The following is a 19,232-nucleotide window of genomic DNA, read 5'->3' as shown; positions in this document are numbered from 1 at the left end:
ATCGTATGCCTGCGGCATCCTGCTTTGTCTTTTGGATGCTATAACAATGAAAAAAACACATGCTTCGCTGTTTGCCTTTAGTGCAACGGCGGTGTCCCTCTGGGCGCAATATGGCTATGCCCAGGATGATGATACGCAAATCGTTACCGCTAACCGTTTTGCTCAGCCGGTTTCTTCCGTGCTGGCACCCACCACAGTCGTTACCCGGGAAGATATTGATCGCTGGCAGGCAAAAAGCCTCACGGATGTGATGCGTCGCCTGCCGGGTGTGGATATTGCGCAAAATGGCGGCCTCGGCCAGCAGAGTTCGATGTTTATCCGTGGCACTAATTCCAGCCATGTGCTGATTCTGATCGACGGAGTTCGTCTGAATCAGGCGGGTATCTCCGGTTCGTCCGATCTCAGCCAGATTCCGATCTCGCTGGTGCAACGCATCGAGTATATTCGTGGTGCGCGCTCGGCGGTGTATGGGTCGGATGCTATCGGCGGCGTGGTGAACATCATCACCGGTCGTGATAAACCCGGGACTACGCTGACGGCGGGTGTCGGGTCAAAAGGTTATCAAAGCTACGATGGCTCGACGCAGCAACAACTGGGTGATGCGACCAAACTGACGCTGGCCGGTAACTATACTTACACCAAAGGCTATGATGTGGTGGCGAACCTGCCAGACATCTATGGCGATCCGGCGCAAAAAGACCGTGACGGATTTATGAGCAAGACCCTTTATGGTTCACTGGAACATCAGTTCAGCGACCAGTTCAGCGGCTTCGTGCGCGGCTATGGCTTTGATAACCGTACCGCTTATGACGGCTACCCGACCTATGTTGAACCCAACACCTTCGTTGATACCCGTCAGCTTTACAGCCAGACATGGGACACCGGACTGCGCTTTAATCAGGGCATCTATTCTTCTCAGCTGATCGCCAGCTACAGCCACACCAAAGATTACAACTACAGTCCGCAGCTGGGTAAATATGATGCCACCGCTTCGCTGGATGATGTTCAGCAATACAACCTGCAGTGGGGCAACACGGTGCAGGTGGGGCATGGTGCTGTTAGCGGCGGCGTTGACTGGCAGAAACAAACGTCAGAACCCGGCACCAATTCCACGGTAGATGGCCAGGAACAGCGTAATACCGGCATTTACGCCACGGCTCAACAGCAGTTTGGCAGCGTAACGCTGGAAGGCGCGGTACGCGGTGATGACAATAATGCCTTTGGCTGGCACAGCACCTGGCAGAGCAGCGCCGCCTGGGAATTTGTTGATGGTTATCGTGTCTTCGCTTCTTACGCCACAGCCTATAAGGCTCCGAACCTGGCTCAGCTTTATAGCCAGACCTACGGCAACCCGAACCTGAAGCCGGAAGAAAGCAAACAGTGGGAGAGTGGCTTTGAAGGGTTAACCGGGCCGGTGAACTGGCGCGTGTCGGGCTATCGCAATGACATCGACAACCTGATTGATAGCGATCCGAGTACCTACGTTTACTACAATATCGACAAAGCGCGCATTAAAGGTGTTGAAGCCACCGCGTCTTTCGATACCGGTCCGCTGAGTCATACCATTTCTTATGATTATGTCGATGCGCGTGATGCAGAAACCAATCAGCAATTGTTGCGCCGTGCTAAGCAGCAGGTGAAATACCAGCTCGACTGGACGGTGTTCGATTTTGACTGGTCCATTACCTATCACTACCTTGGTGAGCGCTATGACAATGATTACAACCACTCCTATACTGCGCAGCGCGTTAAACTGGGCGGTGTGAGTTTATGGGATCTGGCGGTGTCGTATCCGGTCACCTCTCAGCTCACCGTTCGTGGTAGAATTGCCAACCTGTTCGATAAAGACTACGAGACAGTGTATGGCTATCAAACTCCAGGAACGGAGTATTACCTCAGCGCCAGCTACAGCTTCTGATCTGCGTCCCACCGTGCTGGTGTTTGACTCCGGCGTCGGTGGGCTCTCCGTCTATGAAGAGATTCGGCAACTCCTGCCGGATCTCCACTATCTCTACGCCTTCGATAATGAAGGTTTTCCCTACGGCGAAAAAACCGAAACCTATATCGTCGAACGCGTTATGGCGGTGGTTGAGTCCATCACGCGACGGTTTCCACTGGCGCTGGTGGTCATTGCCTGTAACTCGGCCAGCACGGTTTCTTTACCCGCATTGCGCGAAAAGTTCTCCTTCCCGGTGGTGGGTGTGGTACCAGCCATTAAACCGGCAGCGCGCTTAACGCGTAATGGTGTTGTAGGGTTACTGGCGACGCGGGGCACAGTGAAACGCCCGTATACCCATGAGTTGGTGGCGCAGTTTGCTCGCGAATGCCAAATCAAAATGTTAGGTTCTTCAGAGCTGGTTGAACTGGCTGAAGCGAAGCTGCACGGAGAAGAAGTGCTGCTGGATGATGTGCGTCGCGTGGTACAGCCCTGGCTGCGCATGAAGGAGCCGCCGGATACGGTGGTGCTGGGTTGTACTCACTTCCCTTTACTGCGTGATGAGTTGCAGCTGGTACTGCCGGAAGGGACGCGCCTGGTGGATTCCGGTGCGGCGATTGCGCGTCGTACCGCCTGGTTATTGCAACAGGCAGAACCTACTGCACTCTCTTCTGCATCCAATATGGCATTTTGTACCCAGATGGATGAGGAAGTGCTGCAATTATCAGCAGTATTGCAGCGTTATGGCTTCCCATTGCTGGAAAAACTGGCGCTTTAGCGGCTTTTCGTCGAAAAAAACAACACTCAGAAATTAAATTGCATTTAGCACTTGTCAGCCCCAAAGAACTCCCTATAATGCGCCTCCACTGACACGGCACAACGGCTTACGAAGCGCTGGGTTAAGTAGGTAGCCTTAAGTGGCAACCTTCAGAAAAGCAAAAATAAATGCTTGACTGAAAACGCGGAAAGCGTAATATACGCAACCCGCGCCACACGAGAAATGTGGCACTGCTCTTTAACAATTTATCAGACAATCTGTGTGGGCACTCGCAGGATTGATATCAAAAGTCCACGGACTTAAAAAATATCAAGTCTCAAGAGTGAACACGTAATTCATTACGAAGTTTAATTCTTTGAGCATCAAACTTTAAATTGAAGAGTTTGATCATGGCTCAGATTGAACGCTGGCGGCAGGCCTAACACATGCAAGTCGAACGGTAGCACAGAGGAGCTTGCTCCTTGGGTGACGAGTGGCGGACGGGTGAGTAATGTCTGGGGATCTGCCCGATGGAGGGGGATAACTACTGGAAACGGTAGCTAATACCGCATAACGTCGCAAGACCAAAGTGGGGGACCTTCGGGCCTCACACCATCGGATGAACCCAGATGGGATTAGCTAGTAGGTGGGGTAACGGCTCACCTAGGCGACGATCCCTAGCTGGTCTGAGAGGATGACCAGCCACACTGGAACTGAGACACGGTCCAGACTCCTACGGGAGGCAGCAGTGGGGAATATTGCACAATGGGCGCAAGCCTGATGCAGCCATGCCGCGTGTATGAAGAAGGCCTTCGGGTTGTAAAGTACTTTCAGCGGGGAGGAAGGCGGTGAAGTTAATAGCTTCATCGATTGACGTTACCCGCAGAAGAAGCACCGGCTAACTCCGTGCCAGCAGCCGCGGTAATACGGAGGGTGCAAGCGTTAATCGGAATTACTGGGCGTAAAGCGCACGCAGGCGGTCTGTCAAGTCGGATGTGAAATCCCCGGGCTTAACCTGGGAACTGCATTCGAAACTGGCAGGCTAGAGTCTCGTAGAGGGGGGTAGAATTCCAGGTGTAGCGGTGAAATGCGTAGAGATCTGGAGGAATACCGGTGGCGAAGGCGGCCCCCTGGACGAAGACTGACGCTCAGGTGCGAAAGCGTGGGGAGCAAACAGGATTAGATACCCTGGTAGTCCACGCCGTAAACGATGTCGACTTGGAGGTTGTGCCCTTGAGGCGTGGCTTCCGGAGCTAACGCGTTAAGTCGACCGCCTGGGGAGTACGGCCGCAAGGTTAAAACTCAAATGAATTGACGGGGGCCCGCACAAGCGGTGGAGCATGTGGTTTAATTCGATGCAACGCGAAGAACCTTACCTGGCCTTGACATCCACGGAATTTGGCAGAGATGCCTTAGTGCCTTCGGGAACCGTGAGACAGGTGCTGCATGGCTGTCGTCAGCTCGTGTTGTGAAATGTTGGGTTAAGTCCCGCAACGAGCGCAACCCTTATCCTTTGTTGCCAGCGATTCGGTCGGGAACTCAAAGGAGACTGCCGGTGATAAACCGGAGGAAGGTGGGGATGACGTCAAGTCATCATGGCCCTTACGGCCAGGGCTACACACGTGCTACAATGGCGCATACAAAGAGAAGCGACCTCGCGAGAGCAAGCGGACCTCATAAAGTGCGTCGTAGTCCGGATTGGAGTCTGCAACTCGACTCCATGAAGTCGGAATCGCTAGTAATCGTAGATCAGAATGCTACGGTGAATACGTTCCCGGGCCTTGTACACACCGCCCGTCACACCATGGGAGTGGGTTGCAAAAGAAGTAGGTAGCTTAACCTTCGGGAGGGCGCTTACCACTTTGTGATTCATGACTGGGGTGAAGTCGTAACAAGGTAACCGTAGGGGAACCTGCGGTTGGATCACCTCCTTACCTGAAGATACCTTCCTTCGAAGTGCTCACACAGATTGTCTGATGAAATTTAAAGAAGCAGTAAAACCCTCGGCAGGCTTGTAGCTCAGGTGGTTAGAGCGCACCCCTGATAAGGGTGAGGTCGGTGGTTCAAGTCCACTCAGGCCTACCAAATTCTCCCGATTTCTGCGTTGTGCCGACAGCTCGCATACTTATTGTATGCTTCGCATCGTCACGCCTTGAACTCGAAAGAATTGGGTGAAGGGTTTTGCGAATCATTGGGGCTATAGCTCAGCTGGGAGAGCGCCTGCCTTGCACGCAGGAGGTCAGCGGTTCGATCCCGCTTAGCTCCACCATCAACGATCCCCACGTTGATACTCAACTTCCGAATGCATTTACGAGTGCATTGTGAAGTTATTGCTCTTTAACAATCCGGAACAAGCTGAAAATTTGAAACGACGCGTTGTGTCATTTCTCCGTAATAAGAAATGAAAGCGACGCGTTCGAGTCTCTCAAAAGCTTACGATTCATAAGCGTTGCAAAACGCCTGTGGGTTGTGAGGTTAAGCGACTAAGCGTACACGGTGGATGCCCTGGCAGTCAGAGGCGATGAAGGACGTGCTAATCTGCGAAAAGCGCCGGCAAGGTGATATGAACCGCAACAGCCGGCGATGTCCGAATGGGGAAACCCAGTGCACTTGTGCACTATCGTTAACTGAATACATAGGTTAACGAGGCGAACCGGGGGAACTGAAACATCTAAGTACCCCGAGGAAAAGAAATCAACCGAGATTCCCCCAGTAGCGGCGAGCGAACGGGGAACAGCCCAGGACCTGAATCAGTTTGTGTGTTAGTGGAAGCGTCTGGAAAGTCGCGCGATACAGGGTGACAGCCCCGTACACGAAAATGCACAGATTGTGAGTCCGACGAGTAGGGCGGGACACGTGGTATCCTGTCTGAATATGGGGGGACCATCCTCCAAGGCTAAATACTCCTGACTGACCGATAGTGAACCAGTACCGTGAGGGAAAGGCGAAAAGAACCCCGGCGAGGGGAGTGAAACAGAACCTGAAACCGTGTACGTACAAGCAGTGGGAGCATCCTTCGGGGTGTGACTGCGTACCTTTTGTATAATGGGTCAGCGACTTATATTCTGTAGCAAGGTTAACCGTATAGGGGAGCCGAAGGGAAACCGAGTCTTAATTGGGCGTTAAGTTGCAGGGTATAGACCCGAAACCCGGTGATCTAGCCATGGGCAGGTTGAAGGTTGGGTAACACTAACTGGAGGACCGAACCGACTAATGTTGAAAAATTAGCGGATGACCTGTGGCTGGGGGTGAAAGGCCAATCAAACCGGGAGATAGCTGGTTCTCCCCGAAAGCTATTTAGGTAGCGCCTCGTGAATTCATCTCCGGGGGTAGAGCACTGTTTCGGCTAGGGGGCCATCCCGGCTTACCAACCCGATGCAAACTGCGAATACCGGAGAATGTTATCACGGGAGACACACGGCGGGTGCTAACGTCCGTCGTGAAGAGGGAAACAACCCAGACCGCCAGCTAAGGTCCCAAAGTCATGGTTAAGTGGGAAACGATGTGGGAAGGCACAGACAGCCAGGATGTTGGCTTAGAAGCAGCCATCATTTAAAGAAAGCGTAATAGCTCACTGGTCGAGTCGGCCTGCGCGGAAGATGTAACGGGGCTAAACCATGCACCGAAGCTGCGGCAGCGACGCTTAGGCGTTGTTGGGTAGGGGAGCGTTCTGTAAGCCGCTGAAGGTGGACTGTGAGGTCTGCTGGAGGTATCAGAAGTGCGAATGCTGACATAAGTAACGATAAAGCGGGTGAAAAGCCCGCTCGCCGGAAGACCAAGGGTTCCTGTCCAACGTTAATCGGGGCAGGGTGAGTCGACCCCTAAGGCGAGGCTGAAAAGCGTAGTCGATGGGAAACAGGTTAATATTCCTGTACTTGGTGTTACTGCGAAGGGGGGACGGAGAAGGCTAGGTTATCCGGGCGACGGTTGTCCCGGTTTAAGCGTGTAGGTGTGAAGACCAGGCAAATCCGGTCTTCTTTAACACTGAGGCGTGATGACGAGCCACTACGGTGGTGAAGTAACTGATGCCCTGCTTCCAGGAAAAGCCTCTAAGCTCCAGGTAACACGAAATCGTACCCCAAACCGACACAGGTGGTCAGGTAGAGAATACCAAGGCGCTTGAGAGAACTCGGGTGAAGGAACTAGGCAAAATGGTGCCGTAACTTCGGGAGAAGGCACGCTGGCATTAGGTGAAGGGACTTGCTCCCGGAGCTGAAGCCAGTCGAAGATACCAGCTGGCTGCAACTGTTTATTAAAAACACAGCACTGTGCAAACACGAAAGTGGACGTATACGGTGTGACGCCTGCCCGGTGCCGGAAGGTTAATTGATGGGGTTATCCGTAAGGAGAAGCTCTTGATCGAAGCCCCGGTAAACGGCGGCCGTAACTATAACGGTCCTAAGGTAGCGAAATTCCTTGTCGGGTAAGTTCCGACCTGCACGAATGGCGTAATGATGGCCAGGCTGTCTCCACCCGAGACTCAGTGAAATTGAAATCGCTGTGAAGATGCAGTGTACCCGCGGCAAGACGGAAAGACCCCGTGAACCTTTACTATAGCTTGACACTGAACATTGAGCCTTGATGTGTAGGATAGGTGGGAGGCTTTGAAGCGTGGACGCCAGTCTGCGTGGAGCCGACCTTGAAATACCACCCTTTAATGTTTGATGTTCTAACGTAGGCCCGTAATCCGGGCTGCGGACAGTGTCTGGTGGGTAGTTTGACTGGGGCGGTCTCCTCCCAAAGCGTAACGGAGGAGCACGAAGGTTGGCTAATCCTGGTCGGACATCAGGAGGTTAGTGCAATGGCATAAGCCAGCTTGACTGCGAGAGTGACGGCTCGAGCAGGTGCGAAAGCAGGTCATAGTGATCCGGTGGTTCTGAATGGAAGGGCCATCGCTCAACGGATAAAAGGTACTCCGGGGATAACAGGCTGATACCGCCCAAGAGTTCATATCGACGGCGGTGTTTGGCACCTCGATGTCGGCTCATCACATCCTGGGGCTGAAGTAGGTCCCAAGGGTACGGCTGTTCGCCGTTTAAAGTGGTACGCGAGCTGGGTTTAGAACGTCGTGAGACAGTTCGGTCCCTATCTGCCGTGGGCGCTGGAGAATTGAGGGGGGTTGCTCCTAGTACGAGAGGACCGGAGTGAACGCACCACTGGTGTTCGGGTTGTCATGCCAATGGCATTGCCCGGTAGCTAAGTGCGGAAAAGATAAGTGCTGAAAGCATCTAAGCACGAAACTTGCCCCGAGATGAGTTCTCCCTGACTCCTTGAGGGTCCTGAAGGGACGTTGAAGACGACGACGTTGATAGGCCGGATGTGTAAGTGCAGCGATGCATTGAGCTAACCGGTACTAATGACCCGTGAGGCTTAACCTTACAACGCCAGAGGCGTTTTGGTTGAAAGACCAGAGAAGATTTTCAGCATTGTTCGAACGGATTGATTCGTGCGGCCTGCGAGGGCGGTGCGGATAAACAGAATTTGCCTGGCGGCTGTAGCGCGGTGGTCCCACCTGACCCCATGCCGAACTCAGAAGTGAAACGCCGTAGCGCCGATGGTAGTGTGGGGTCTCCCCATGCGAGAGTAGGGAACTGCCAGGCATCAATTTAAGGTACTTACCTGAAAAGGTAACACCGGTTATCAGCGAGACCCCGCTGGTAATGCAGTATTCGGTGGTGCGGTAGTTCAGTCGGTTAGAATACCGGCCTGTCACGCCGGGGGTCGCGGGTTCGAGTCCCGTCCGCACCGCCACCCTCATTTAGGGGCGTAGTTCAATTGGTAGAGCACCGGTCTCCAAAACCGGGTGTTGGGGGTTCGAGTCCCTCCGCCCCTGCCAGAAAACAATCCTTTGCTTAGGCAAAGGATTTTTTTTGTTCTAAATTTAGTGGTGAAGAGAGTTGAGCTTCACCAATATCCGCTCAAACCCTTCCCGTTTTATTACCTCAATGTGTCAATACCGGATATTTAAGCAGCTGCCGAATGTGCGCCTGCTGATCGCTATTCTGAAGCCATACCGCATATAACGGTCTGACAGCGACAGGTGTATCAGGAATAACCATCAGATCGCTATAAGTGCCATGCCAGAAATCAGGTAAAAATGCACAAGCACCCGTTGTATGCAGCAATTCTCGGGTAACATGCGCCGAAGTTGTTGTTAATACCGGAACGTCATCACTTGAAAGATAATTTTCGTGTTGGTGAAAATCTGCTCCCCATTCCAGTTTAATGTAATCATATTTTTCACGTTTCTCAGTTTTACGTGCACGAAATAACGCGAGTGAAATGTGACCAATTTGCTGGCTGGTCAATTCATCCATCTTCGGTGCTTCCGTGGTGATCAAAAGATCAAGCTGTCGTTCATGTAGCTGCTTTACCAGCAAATGCCGTTGTGCGATTCGCGCCTCAAGATGCAGGCTTTCTCTGTTCTCATAAAGCGATTGTAGCCAGGGGGTTAGGTAGGCTTCCCAGAGTGAAGCACTGGCCCCTATAGAAAGCTCATGATGTTGCTGTGTATGCGAAACTTCCTTCTTAGCCATCAACCAGGTGCTCATCAGGCTTTCAGCGTAGGGCAATAAACGCTCACCTGCCGAAGTCAGCCGGATGTTATTACGATGGCGAGTAAAAAGGTTAACGCCCAGCTGATTTTCCAGTTGGCGAATGCGGAAACTAACGGCAGATTGCGTGAGGTAAAGCGCTTCAGCAGCGCGCCCGAAATGACGTGTTCTGCTCACTTCGAGGAAAGTTTTCAGTAATTCCGTATCCACAGCATTCTCCCAAAAAATGTTTGTCGTGTTGATTTAAATGTTTTGTTTTACACTCTGTCAAGCCTATCTAATACTCCGCGCCATAAATAGCACGGCCATATGAGAATCAGGAGCGTGTAAAATGGCGGACAGCTTCGCAACAACGAATCGTTTCTTTGATAACAAACATTACCCTCGTGGTTTTTCGCGTCATGGTGACTTCACCATTAAAGAAGCTACGCTTCTTGAGCGCCACGGTTATGCCTTTAATGAACTGGACCTGGCAAAGCGTGAGCCGGTGACGGAAGAAGAGCGTTTATTTCTTGAAGTATGTCGTGGTATTCGTGAGCCGCAAACGGAAGCTGAACGTGTATGGTCGAAATATACCGCACGTATCAAGCGTCCTAAGCGTTTTCACACGCTTTCCGGCGGCAAGCCGCAGATGGACAGTGTCGAAGACTACAGCGACAGCGAAGACTAAGATAACGGGGCAAATGCCCCGTTTTTTATTCCAGGCTTTTGTGCAGAAAAATCATTAACCGGTCGATACTGCGATACCCAACCGCCTCCTGCAGGTGAAGACGGGTAATCTGCGTTTCTCCTGCCAGATCTGCGATAGTTCTTGCCACTTTCAGGATGCGTTGCCAGGCGCGCACTGATAACCCCAGTGAATTCAGTACTTCTTCAAGCCACTTTGCATCATCCTGAAGCAGTTCACACCAGCGCTGGATATCTGCATTAGATAAATGCGCATTCACTTTCCCGCTGCGATTGATTTGACGTTGCCGCGCCTCGAGAACACGTTGCAGCACATCGGCACTACTTTCGCTGCGCTGTTGCTTCTGGCTGAGCGTACCGTTGGGCAGAAGCGGTATTTCCAGTGACAGATCGAAGCGGTCGAGAAAGGGGCCAGAAAGACGGCTCAGATAGCGCAATATCTGCTGTGGCGTGCAGCGACTATGCGTGCCCTGATAATGGCCTGTGGGACTCGGATTCATTGCTGCAATCAATTGAAAGCGGGCAGGATAGGTTACTTTTGCCCGGGTTCGGGATATCGCGATCTCTCCGGATTCAATCGGTTCCCGCAGGGAGTCCAGAACTTTGCGTTCGAACTCCGGCAGCTCATCCAGGAACAGTACGCCATTGTGCGCCAGAGAGATTTCTCCCGGACGCGGTAAAGAGCCGCCACCAATTAAGGCATACAGCGAAGTGCTATGATGTGGGGCGCGAAACGGGCGCTTACGCCACTGACGATGGATATTGCCGCTACTGACAAGACTGGAAATGGCCGCGCACTCCAGCGCTTCCTGGTCGCTCAGTGGCGGCATGATACCGGGTAAGCGGGTGGCCAACATGGTTTTCCCGGTACCAGGTGGACCGAGCAGCAGTAGGTTGTGCCCGCCAGCCGCAGTGATCTCCAGCGCGCGGCGTCCCTGTTCCTGACCAATGATATCGCTGAGGTCCTGTGTTTCTTTGTTGATCGCTTCAGGCTGGTATTGGGCAACGGTTAACTCTGTCTGGTTATGGAGAAATGCGCAGATTTCAAGCAGATGCTTACCAACGAGAGTCACGCCTTCGCGGATTAAACCCACATCCTGCTGATTTTGTTCAGAGAGAATCATTTGCCGGCCAGCATGCAGCGCTGCCATCGCTGCGGGAATGGCGGCCTGAACGCCACAGAGCGAGCCGTTTAGCGTTAATTCACCCAGGAATTCATATTGAGTGAGTTTGGCGTCTGGAAGCTGCTCTGAGGCAGCGAGAATCGCAATGGCGATTGGCAGGTCGTAGCGCCCACCCTCTTTGGGCAGATCAGCGGGGCCAAGATTGATCGTGACGCGCTTCGCCGGAAAGACAAAACCGCTGTTGATGATGGCGCTGCGAACCCGTTCTCGCGCCTCTTTCACCGTTGTCTCTGGCAAACCGACCAGCGTTAAAGCGGGCAGGCCGTTACTGATATGCACTTCCACTGTCACCAGTGGTGCCTGAACGCCCAGTGCCGCGCGTGTTAAAACCCGGGATAAAGACATAACCTCTCCTTGTTAGCCCTATCCTGCGCGCTTCACATTGAGAGATCGAATCCAGATGATCATCACTGCGCGTTTGATTCCGTTATTTCACGGTTTTTTGCAGCACGTTAAGAGATTTTGGAAGCCGCTTGCCAAATCAGAATGAAAGATTACGTCGCGGTCGTAATGAATATTTATCACGAATGTAAATAACCCTTTACTTACAAAGTGATAACCGCGACTGAAGCGCAACGTCATAAAAATTCCTGATGAAAATTATTGTCAATGCACAGATAACTATGGTAACTCTGTAGGTATTACTTCGAACAATCGAAAAAACGAACAACACATGAAAGCCCTTCTACAAGTGATTAGCCTAGTCGTGATTAGCGTGGTGGTGATTATTATCCCACCGTGCGGGGCTACGCTTGGAGAAAGAAAGGCTTAAAAATCAAGCCTGGAATTCCAAAAACCCCCGCACCGAAAGGTCCGGGGGTTTTTTTTCGACCAGGCAAAATATCAGCGAATCATCGAGGAACAGATAATGAACAGTAGCATAAAATTCTGTTGTTCCCGCAGGGATACAGGAGAATAACCATGACAGGTGCACAGTGGGTAGTTCAGACTTTACGCGCGCAGGGTGTTGAGACCGTGTTTGGATATCCTGGCGGTGCCATCATGCCAGTGTACGATGCGCTCTACGATGGCGGCGTGGAACACCTACTGTGTCGGCATGAGCAAGGTGCGGTGATGGCGGCGATTGGTTATGCGCGTGCCACAGGTAAAACCGGTGTCTGTATCGCCACCTCGGGCCCGGGAGCGACTAACCTGATCACCGGTTTAGCCGACGCGATGATGGACTCCATCCCGGTGGTGGCGATTACCGGGCAGGTTGCCTCCCCATTTATCGGCACCGATGCATTCCAGGAAATCGACGTTCTCGGCTTGTCGCTGGCCTGCACCAAGCACAGTTTCCTCGTTGAATCCCTTGATGATTTACCTTCAGTGATGGCAGAAGCCTTTGCCATCGCCCAGTCAGGCCGTCCAGGCCCGGTTCTGGTTGATATCCCGAAAGACATTCAGGTTGCCAGAGGTGAACCGACACCGCGTCTGCTGCCAGTCGAAGAAGCGCCGATCCACTCGGCACAGCAAATCGCGGAAGCGCGCGCACTGATGGCTCAGGCGAAAAAACCCATGCTGTACATCGGTGGCGGCGTGGGTATGGCGCATGCCGTTCCGGCACTGCGTGCCATGGCGATCGATACCGGCATCCCGATGGTTGCCACCCTGAAAGGTCTGGGCAGTGCTGATGCCAGCAGCGAAGTCTACCTCGGCATGCTGGGCATGCATGGCACCAAGGCGGCAAACATTGCGGTGCAGGAGTGTGACTTACTGATCGCCGTTGGCGCGCGTTTCGACGACCGCGTCACCGGTAAGCTCGATACCTTCGCGCCGCACGCCAACGTCATCCATCTCGATATTGATCCTGCTGAGCTGAACAAACTGCGCCGTGCTCACGTTTCATTGCAGGGCGATCTGAATCAGGTGCTGCCAGCACTGAGTATGCCGCTGCAAATCGACGCGTGGCGCACCGAAGTGAAAATGCTGAAGGCTGAATTTAGCTGGCGTTACGATCATCCTGGCGAAGCGATTTACGCGCCACTGCTGCTGAAGCAACTTTCCGATCGCAAAGCGGCCAGCGCCGTGGTGACCACCGACGTTGGGCAGCATCAGATGTGGGCTGCACAGCATATGTCGTTCAGCGCGCCGGAAAATTTTATTACTTCCAGCGGCCTCGGCACCATGGGCTTTGGCCTGCCAGCAGCAATCGGCGCTCAGGTCGCCCGCCCGGACGATACGGTGATCTGCGTATCCGGCGACGGCTCCATCATGATGAACATCCAGGAGCTGGGCACCATCAAGCGCGGCAAACTGCCGGTGAAAATCCTGCTGCTGGATAACCAACGGCTCGGCATGGTGCGCCAGTGGCAGCAGCTGTTCTTTGATGGTCGTTACAGCGAAACCATCCTGACTGATAACCCCGATTTCCTGACGCTGGCCAGCGCGTTTGATATCCCAGGCCAGCGTATTACTCGTAAAGATCAGGTCGACGCCGCCCTTGATGCTCTGCTGAACAGTGAAGGTCCTTACTTCCTGCATGTTTCGATTGATGAGCATGAAAACGTCTGGCCATTGGTGCCACCAGGTGCCAGCAACGCAAACATGATGGAGAAAACCGCATGAACCAGCATCAATTGTCTATCGAGGCCCGCTTCCGCCCTGAAATATTGGAACGCATTTTGCGCGTCGTGCGCCACCGTGGTTTCCAGGTGTGCGCCATGAACATGGCATCAGCCGCTAATACGGAAAACATTAATATTGAAATGACCGTTGCCAGCCAGCGCTCAGTCGATTTACTGTCTTCGCAGTTAAGTAAACTGATGGATGTCGCTTGCGTCCAAATCCAACAACAGACAACACAACAAATCCGTGCCTAGTCGCGAAAGGAAATAACAATGAGTACGAAGAAAGCAGACTTTATTTGGTTCAATGGGGAGATGGTTAAGTGGGAAGACGCCAAGGTTAGCGTCATGTCTCACGCGTTGCATTACGGTACTTCTGTGTTTGAGGGCGTGCGTTGCTACGACTCTCACAAAGGCCCGGTGGTGTTCCGTCATCGCGAACACATGCAGCGTCTGCACGACTCCGCCAAAATCTACCGCTTCCCTATCGAAGCCAGCGTAGATGAGCTGATGGAAGCCTGCCGCGAAGTGCTGCGCGTCAATAAACTGAAAAGCGCCTACATCCGTCCGCTGGCTTTCGTGGGCGACGTGGGCCTGGGTGTGAACCCGCCAGATGGCTACACCACCGATGTGATCATCGCCGCGTTCCCGTGGGGTGCTTACCTGGGTGCCGAAGCGCTGGAGCAGGGCATCGACGCGATGGTGTCTTCCTGGAACCGCGTGGCACCGAACACTCTGCCGACTGCGGCAAAAGCCGGTGGTAACTACCTGTCTTCTCTGCTGGTCGGTAGCGAAGCGCGCCGCCACGGTTATCAGGAAGGTATCGCTCTCGACACCAACGGCTATATTTCAGAAGGGGCCGGTGAAAACCTGTTCGAAGTGAAAGATGGCATCCTGTTCACGCCGCCGTTCACCTCTTCTGCGCTGCCGGGCATCACCCGTGACGCCATCATCAAACTGGCAAAAGACATGGGTATCGAAGTTCGCGAGCAGGTACTGTCACGCGAATCACTGTACCTGGCTGACGAAGTGTTCATGTCCGGTACTGCAGCAGAAATCACCCCGGTACGTAGCGTAGACGGTATCCAGGTTGGCGCAGGCAAATGCGGTCCGGTGACCAAACGCATTCAGCAGGCGTTCTTTGGCCTGTTCACCGGCGAAACTGAAGACAAATGGGGCTGGCTGGATCCGGTTAACGCATAACAAGACTTTGCGCGGGCGTTCAGGCGTCCGCGTGCCCTTTCTTACTGGAGTAAATAGAGCATGCCTAAGTACCGTTCCGCCACCACCACCCATGGCCGTAACATGGCGGGTGCCCGTGCCTTGTGGCGCGCGACAGGAATGACCGACGCCGATTTCGGTAAGCCGATTATCGCCGTGGTCAACTCATTCACCCAATTCGTGCCAGGCCACGTCCACCTGCGCGATCTCGGCAAACTGGTCGCTGAACAAATCGAAGCGGCTGGTGGTGTGGCTAAAGAGTTCAACACCATTGCAGTGGATGACGGTATCGCCATGGGTCATGGCGGCATGCTGTATTCACTGCCTTCGCGCGAGCTGATTGCTGACTCCGTCGAGTACATGGTTAACGCCCACTGTGCCGATGCGATGGTCTGCATCTCCAACTGCGACAAAATCACCCCCGGCATGCTGATGGCGTCACTGCGCCTCAACATCCCGGTGATCTTTGTTTCCGGCGGCCCGATGGAAGCGGGTAAAACCAAACTGTCTGACAAAATCATCAAGCTGGATCTGGTGGATGCGATGATTCAGGGTGCCAACCCGAACGTCAGCGACGCCGACAGCGAGCAAATCGAACGTTCCGCCTGTCCGACCTGTGGTTCCTGTTCCGGTATGTTCACCGCCAACTCGATGAACTGCCTGACCGAAGCGCTGGGCCTGTCACAGCCGGGTAACGGTTCGCTGCTGGCGACCCACGCTGACCGCAAAGATCTGTTTATCAATGCCGGTAAGCGCATCGTTAACCTGACCAAGCAATATTACGAGCAGGATGATGCCCGTGTGCTGCCGCGCAACATCGCCAACAAAGCAGCATTTGAGAATGCTATGACGCTGGATATCGCCATGGGCGGTTCCACCAACACCGTACTGCACCTGCTGGCTGCGGCGCAGGAAGGCGAAATCGACTTCAACATTTCCGATATCGACCGTCTGTCGCGCAAAGTGCCACACCTGTGCAAAGTCGCACCGAGCACCCAGAAATATCACATGGAAGACGTACACCGTGCGGGTGGCGTCATTGGTATCCTCGGTGAGCTGGATCGTGCCGGTCTGCTGCACACCGACGTGCGCAACGTGCTGGGTCTGAACCTGCGCGAAACGCTGGATCAGTACGACATCATGCTGACCAAAGATGAAGCGGTGAAGAAGATGTTCCGCGCTGGCCCGGCAGGTATCCGTACCACCCAGGCCTTCTCGCAGGATTGCCGCTGGGATACGCTGGATGACGATCGTCAGGATGGCTGTATCCGTACCCGTGAGTTCGCGTTCTCGCAGGATGGCGGTTTGGCGGTCCTGTACGGCAACCTGGCGGAAGACGGTTGTATCGTGAAAACCGCAGGCGTGGATAAAGAGATCCTGACCTTCAAAGGTCCGGCCAAAGTTTACGAAAGCCAGGATGATGCAGTGGAAGCCATCCTCGGCGGTAAAGTGGTTGCCGGTGATGTGGTGGTGATCCGTTACGAAGGGCCGAAAGGCGGGCCGGGCATGCAGGAAATGCTGTATCCGACCACCTACCTGAAATCGATGGGTCTCGGCAAAAGCTGTGCACTGATCACCGATGGTCGTTTCTCAGGCGGTACTTCAGGTCTGTCCATTGGTCACGCGTCACCGGAAGCTGGCAGCGGCGGCACCATCGCGTTGGTGAAAGATGGCGACATCATCGAAATCGACATCCCGAACCGTGGCATCAAGCTGGCGGTGCCGGACAACGAACTGCACGCCCGTCGTGAAGAAGAAGAAGCGCGTGGCGATGAGGCGTATACGCCGCATGGCCGTGAGCGTCAGGTTTCCTTCGCGCTGCGTGCTTATGCATCACTCGCGACCAGCGCTGACAAAGGCGCGGTGCGCGATAAGTCCAAGCTGGGAGGCTAACAGATGGCTGAGTCTCAACCGCTACCCGCGGCGCCCTGCGGCGCGGAGTATTTGCGCGCGGTATTGCGTTCACCGGTGTATGAAATCGCCCAGGTGACGCCGTTACAGAAAATGGAGAAAATTTCATCGCGTCTTGGCAACACCATTCTGGTGAAGCGCGAAGATCGTCAGCCGGTGCACAGCTTTAAGCTGCGTGGGGCTTACGCGATGATTGCCGGGCTGAACGAAGAGCAAAAAGCGCGCGGCGTGGTGACGGCATCGGCCGGTAACCATGCGCAGGGCGTGGCGCTCTCGGCCAGCCGGCTTGGCATCAAATCACTGATTGTGATGCCGCTGGCCACGGCAGATATCAAGGTTGATGCAGTGCGCGCATTTGGCGGTGAGGCTTACCTCTATGGGGCCAACTTCGACGAGGCGAAAGCCAAGGCGATTGAACTGGCGGAGCAGCAGGGTTACACCTTCGTGCCACCGTTTGACCATCCGGCGGTGATCGCCGGACAGGGAACGCTGGCGATGGAACTGCTGCAACAGGATGCGCATCTTGATCGCGTGTTCGTGCCCGTAGGCGGCGGCGGTCTGGCGGCGGGTGTGGCGGTGTTGATCAAGCAGCTGATGCCGCAGATCAAAGTGATCGCCGTCGAGTCCGAAGATTCTGCTTGCCTGAAAGCGGCGCTGGATGCCGGTCATCCGGTCGATCTGGCGCGTGTGGGCTTGTTTGCTGAAGGCGTGGCGGTGAAGCGTATCGGCGACGAAACCTTCCGTCTGTGCCAGGAATATATCGACGACATCATCACCGTGGATAGCGATGCCATCTGCGCGGCGGTCAAGGATTTGTTTGAAGATGTGCGTGCGGTGGCGGAGCCTTCCGGGGCACTGGCGCTGGCCGGGATGAAGAAATACATCCAGCAGCACGACATCAAAGGCGAACGTCTGGCGCACGTCCTCTCCGGGGCGAACGTGAATTTCCACGGTCTGCGCTACGTCTCCGAGCGTTGCGAACTGGGCGAGCAGCGTGAAGCGCTGCTGGCGGTAACCATTCCTGAGCAGCAGGGCAGCTTCCTGAAGTTTTGCCAGACGCTGGGTGGCCGGTCAGTGACCGAGTTCAACTATCGTTACGCGGATGCCGACAACGCCTGTATCTTCGTCGGCGTGCGGTTAACGCGCGGGCTGGAGGAGCGCAGTGAAATCATCAGCCAGCTGACGCAGGGTGGCTATAACGTGGTGGATTTGTCCGACGATGAGATGGCCAAGCTGCACGTGCGCTACATGGTGGGTGGTCGTCCCTCCAAACCGCTGCGTGAACGTCTGTTCAGCTTTGAATTCCCGGAAGCACCCGGCGCGTTGCTGAAGTTCCTGCAAACGCTGGGTACGCACTGGAATATCTCGCTGTTCCACTATCGCAGCCACGGTACGGATTACGGTCGTGTGCTGGCGGCGTTTGAGCTGGGCGAGGATGAGCCGCGCTTTGAGGAGCATCTCATGGCGCTGGGTTATGACTTCCACGATGAAGTCAATAACCCGGCATTCCGCTTCTTCCTCGCGGGTCAGTAATCACAGCAGGTTCCAGAAAGCATTGATAAGCGGCTCCCCGAGCCGCTTTTTTTGTACGCACACGCCCAGTTCCAGTGGCGCAACCGACTCGACATTCTCCAGCACCAGCACGCGATTCCGCACCGGCTCCGGGCTGTTTTCCAGCACCACATCCGGCAGCAGCGCAATGCCACAACCCAGTGCGACCATCGACACAATCGCTTCATGGCCCGATACCGTGGCATAAATCAGCGGATTGGGGATACGGCGGCGGCGGAACCACAAATCAATACCACGTCGCGCAGGCCCTTGTTCCGGCAGGATAAACGGAATCAGGGACCAGTCAGGTTCATCCTGTGTCGCCTGGCTGCGCACCGGGCAGGGCAGCGCCGGAGCGATCAGCACCAGCGGAATCAGCCCGAGTGGCGTAAAATCTATGCTGGCGGGTAGCGATTCCGGGCGACCGGCAATCGCCAGATCGGCTTCACCGGATTGCACCATCTCGATCGCATCTGCCGCATCACCGGTGGTGAGTTTAATTTCTACCTGGGGATGCTCGGCACGAAAACGATCGAGGATCGGTGGCAGATGGCTGTAGGCCGCCGTCACCGAACAGAACAGGCGCAGCTCGCCACTGAGAGACGGGCCGTTCAGGTCCATCACATGACGCAGTTGCTGATATTGCAGCAGGGTTTGCTGAGCAAACTGACGCAGCCGTTCACCGGCTTCGGTCAGCGTCACAGTGCGGTTATCACGCAGAAACAGCGCGTGGCCGACATCCTCTTCCAGCCGCTGGATCTGGCGCGACAAGGTGGACGGACTCACATGCATGGCACGCGCCGTGCGGCCAAAGTGGCAACTTTCGGCCAGATGGAGGAAGAGTTTCAGGTCTCGTAAATCCAT

12 protein-coding genes, 4 tRNA genes and 3 rRNA genes are annotated in these 19,232 nt (G+C 54.4%); 16 read left to right on the top strand and 3 right to left on the bottom strand.

Annotated features, from left to right (window positions below; genetic code table 11):
* Positions 1 to 46: 46 nt before the first annotated feature.
* The 9 genes from btuB (at position 47) to AC6I8X_RS19400 (ending at position 8,529) form a co-directional block, all read left to right on the top strand.
* A complete protein-coding gene (btuB, locus tag AC6I8X_RS19440) occupies positions 47 to 1,918 on the top strand; it encodes a TonB-dependent vitamin B12 receptor BtuB (RefSeq protein WP_313688579.1) in 1,872 nt (623 codons plus the stop codon).
* On the top strand, positions 1,863 to 2,714 hold the full coding sequence (gene murI, locus AC6I8X_RS19435; protein ID WP_299448437.1) for a glutamate racemase: 852 nt from the start codon (positions 1,863 to 1,865) through the stop codon (positions 2,712 to 2,714). Before btuB ends, murI begins: the two co-directional genes overlap by 56 nt.
* A gap of 371 nt (positions 2,715 to 3,085) precedes the next feature.
* Positions 3,086 to 4,627: ribosomal RNA gene (locus AC6I8X_RS19430) — 16S ribosomal RNA — on the top strand.
* Between the two features lie 74 nt (positions 4,628 to 4,701).
* Positions 4,702 to 4,778: transfer RNA gene (locus AC6I8X_RS19425), tRNA-Ile, on the top strand.
* A gap of 108 nt (positions 4,779 to 4,886) precedes the next feature.
* Positions 4,887 to 4,962, top strand: a tRNA-Ala gene (locus AC6I8X_RS19420).
* Positions 4,963 to 5,166: 204 nt separating this feature from the next.
* Positions 5,167 to 8,071: ribosomal RNA gene (locus tag AC6I8X_RS19415) — 23S ribosomal RNA — on the top strand.
* Between the two features lie 106 nt (positions 8,072 to 8,177).
* Positions 8,178 to 8,293, top strand: a 5S ribosomal RNA gene (rrf, locus tag AC6I8X_RS19410).
* Together the 16S, 23S and 5S rRNA genes with 4 tRNA genes alongside form the textbook arrangement of a ribosomal RNA operon.
* 74 nt (positions 8,294 to 8,367) lie before the next feature.
* Positions 8,368 to 8,444 (top strand) — tRNA-Asp (locus tag AC6I8X_RS19405).
* Between the two features lie 9 nt (positions 8,445 to 8,453).
* A tRNA-Trp gene (locus AC6I8X_RS19400) sits at positions 8,454 to 8,529 on the top strand.
* A gap of 106 nt (positions 8,530 to 8,635) precedes the next feature.
* Here AC6I8X_RS19400 and hdfR read toward each other — a convergent pair.
* Positions 8,636 to 9,457 carry an HTH-type transcriptional regulator HdfR gene (hdfR, locus tag AC6I8X_RS19395; RefSeq protein ID WP_299448435.1) on the bottom strand — a complete coding sequence of 274 codons (822 nt, stop codon included), beginning with the start codon at positions 9,455 to 9,457 and terminating at the stop codon, positions 8,636 to 8,638.
* A 121-nt stretch (positions 9,458 to 9,578) separates the two neighbouring features.
* Here hdfR and AC6I8X_RS19390 point away from each other — a divergent pair, with 121 nt between their 5' ends.
* Positions 9,579 to 9,917 (top strand): MaoP family protein, encoded by a 339-nt coding sequence (locus tag AC6I8X_RS19390; protein WP_084877814.1) that lies wholly within the window; start codon positions 9,579 to 9,581, stop codon positions 9,915 to 9,917.
* 25 nt (positions 9,918 to 9,942) lie between these two features.
* On the opposite strand, the gene AC6I8X_RS19385 is transcribed toward AC6I8X_RS19390, so the two are convergent.
* On the bottom strand, positions 9,943 to 11,463 hold the full coding sequence (locus tag AC6I8X_RS19385) for a YifB family Mg chelatase-like AAA ATPase (protein ID WP_497840320.1): 1,521 nt from the start codon (positions 11,461 to 11,463) through the stop codon (positions 9,943 to 9,945).
* A 328-nt stretch (positions 11,464 to 11,791) separates the two neighbouring features.
* Between AC6I8X_RS19385 and ilvL the strand changes: the two genes are divergently transcribed.
* From ilvL to ilvA, 6 genes are all read left to right on the top strand, one after another.
* Positions 11,792 to 11,890 (top strand): ilv operon leader peptide, encoded by a 99-nt coding sequence (ilvL, locus tag AC6I8X_RS19380; protein WP_071783595.1) that lies wholly within the window; start codon positions 11,792 to 11,794, stop codon positions 11,888 to 11,890.
* A 149-nt stretch (positions 11,891 to 12,039) separates the two neighbouring features.
* Positions 12,040 to 13,686 (top strand): acetolactate synthase 2 catalytic subunit, encoded by a 1,647-nt coding sequence (gene ilvG / locus AC6I8X_RS19375; RefSeq protein ID WP_497840319.1) that lies wholly within the window; start codon positions 12,040 to 12,042, stop codon positions 13,684 to 13,686.
* A complete protein-coding gene (gene ilvM / locus AC6I8X_RS19370; RefSeq protein WP_208716873.1) occupies positions 13,683 to 13,940 on the top strand; it encodes an acetolactate synthase 2 small subunit in 258 nt (85 codons plus the stop codon). The genes ilvG and ilvM overlap by 4 nt, the downstream gene beginning before the upstream one ends.
* 18 nt (positions 13,941 to 13,958) lie before the next feature.
* Positions 13,959 to 14,888, top strand: a complete 930-nt coding sequence (ilvE, locus tag AC6I8X_RS19365; RefSeq protein WP_299448424.1) for a branched-chain-amino-acid transaminase — start codon at positions 13,959 to 13,961, stop codon at positions 14,886 to 14,888.
* Positions 14,889 to 14,948: 60 nt separating this feature from the next.
* Positions 14,949 to 16,799 carry a dihydroxy-acid dehydratase gene (gene ilvD, locus AC6I8X_RS19360; RefSeq protein WP_313686764.1) on the top strand — a complete coding sequence of 617 codons (1,851 nt, stop codon included), beginning with the start codon at positions 14,949 to 14,951 and terminating at the stop codon, positions 16,797 to 16,799.
* A 3-nt stretch (positions 16,800 to 16,802) separates the two neighbouring features.
* Positions 16,803 to 18,350 carry a threonine ammonia-lyase, biosynthetic gene (ilvA, locus tag AC6I8X_RS19355; protein ID WP_299448420.1) on the top strand — a complete coding sequence of 516 codons (1,548 nt, stop codon included), beginning with the start codon at positions 16,803 to 16,805 and terminating at the stop codon, positions 18,348 to 18,350.
* On the opposite strand, the gene ilvY is transcribed toward ilvA, so the two are convergent.
* A complete protein-coding gene (ilvY, locus tag AC6I8X_RS19350; protein ID WP_084877799.1) occupies positions 18,351 to 19,232 on the bottom strand; it encodes an HTH-type transcriptional activator IlvY in 882 nt (293 codons plus the stop codon).

This window comes from Pantoea sp. X-Soil-TKNS-1280 (genome assembly GCF_059730475.1).
This window is presented reverse-complemented; position numbering and strand designations above follow the sequence as displayed.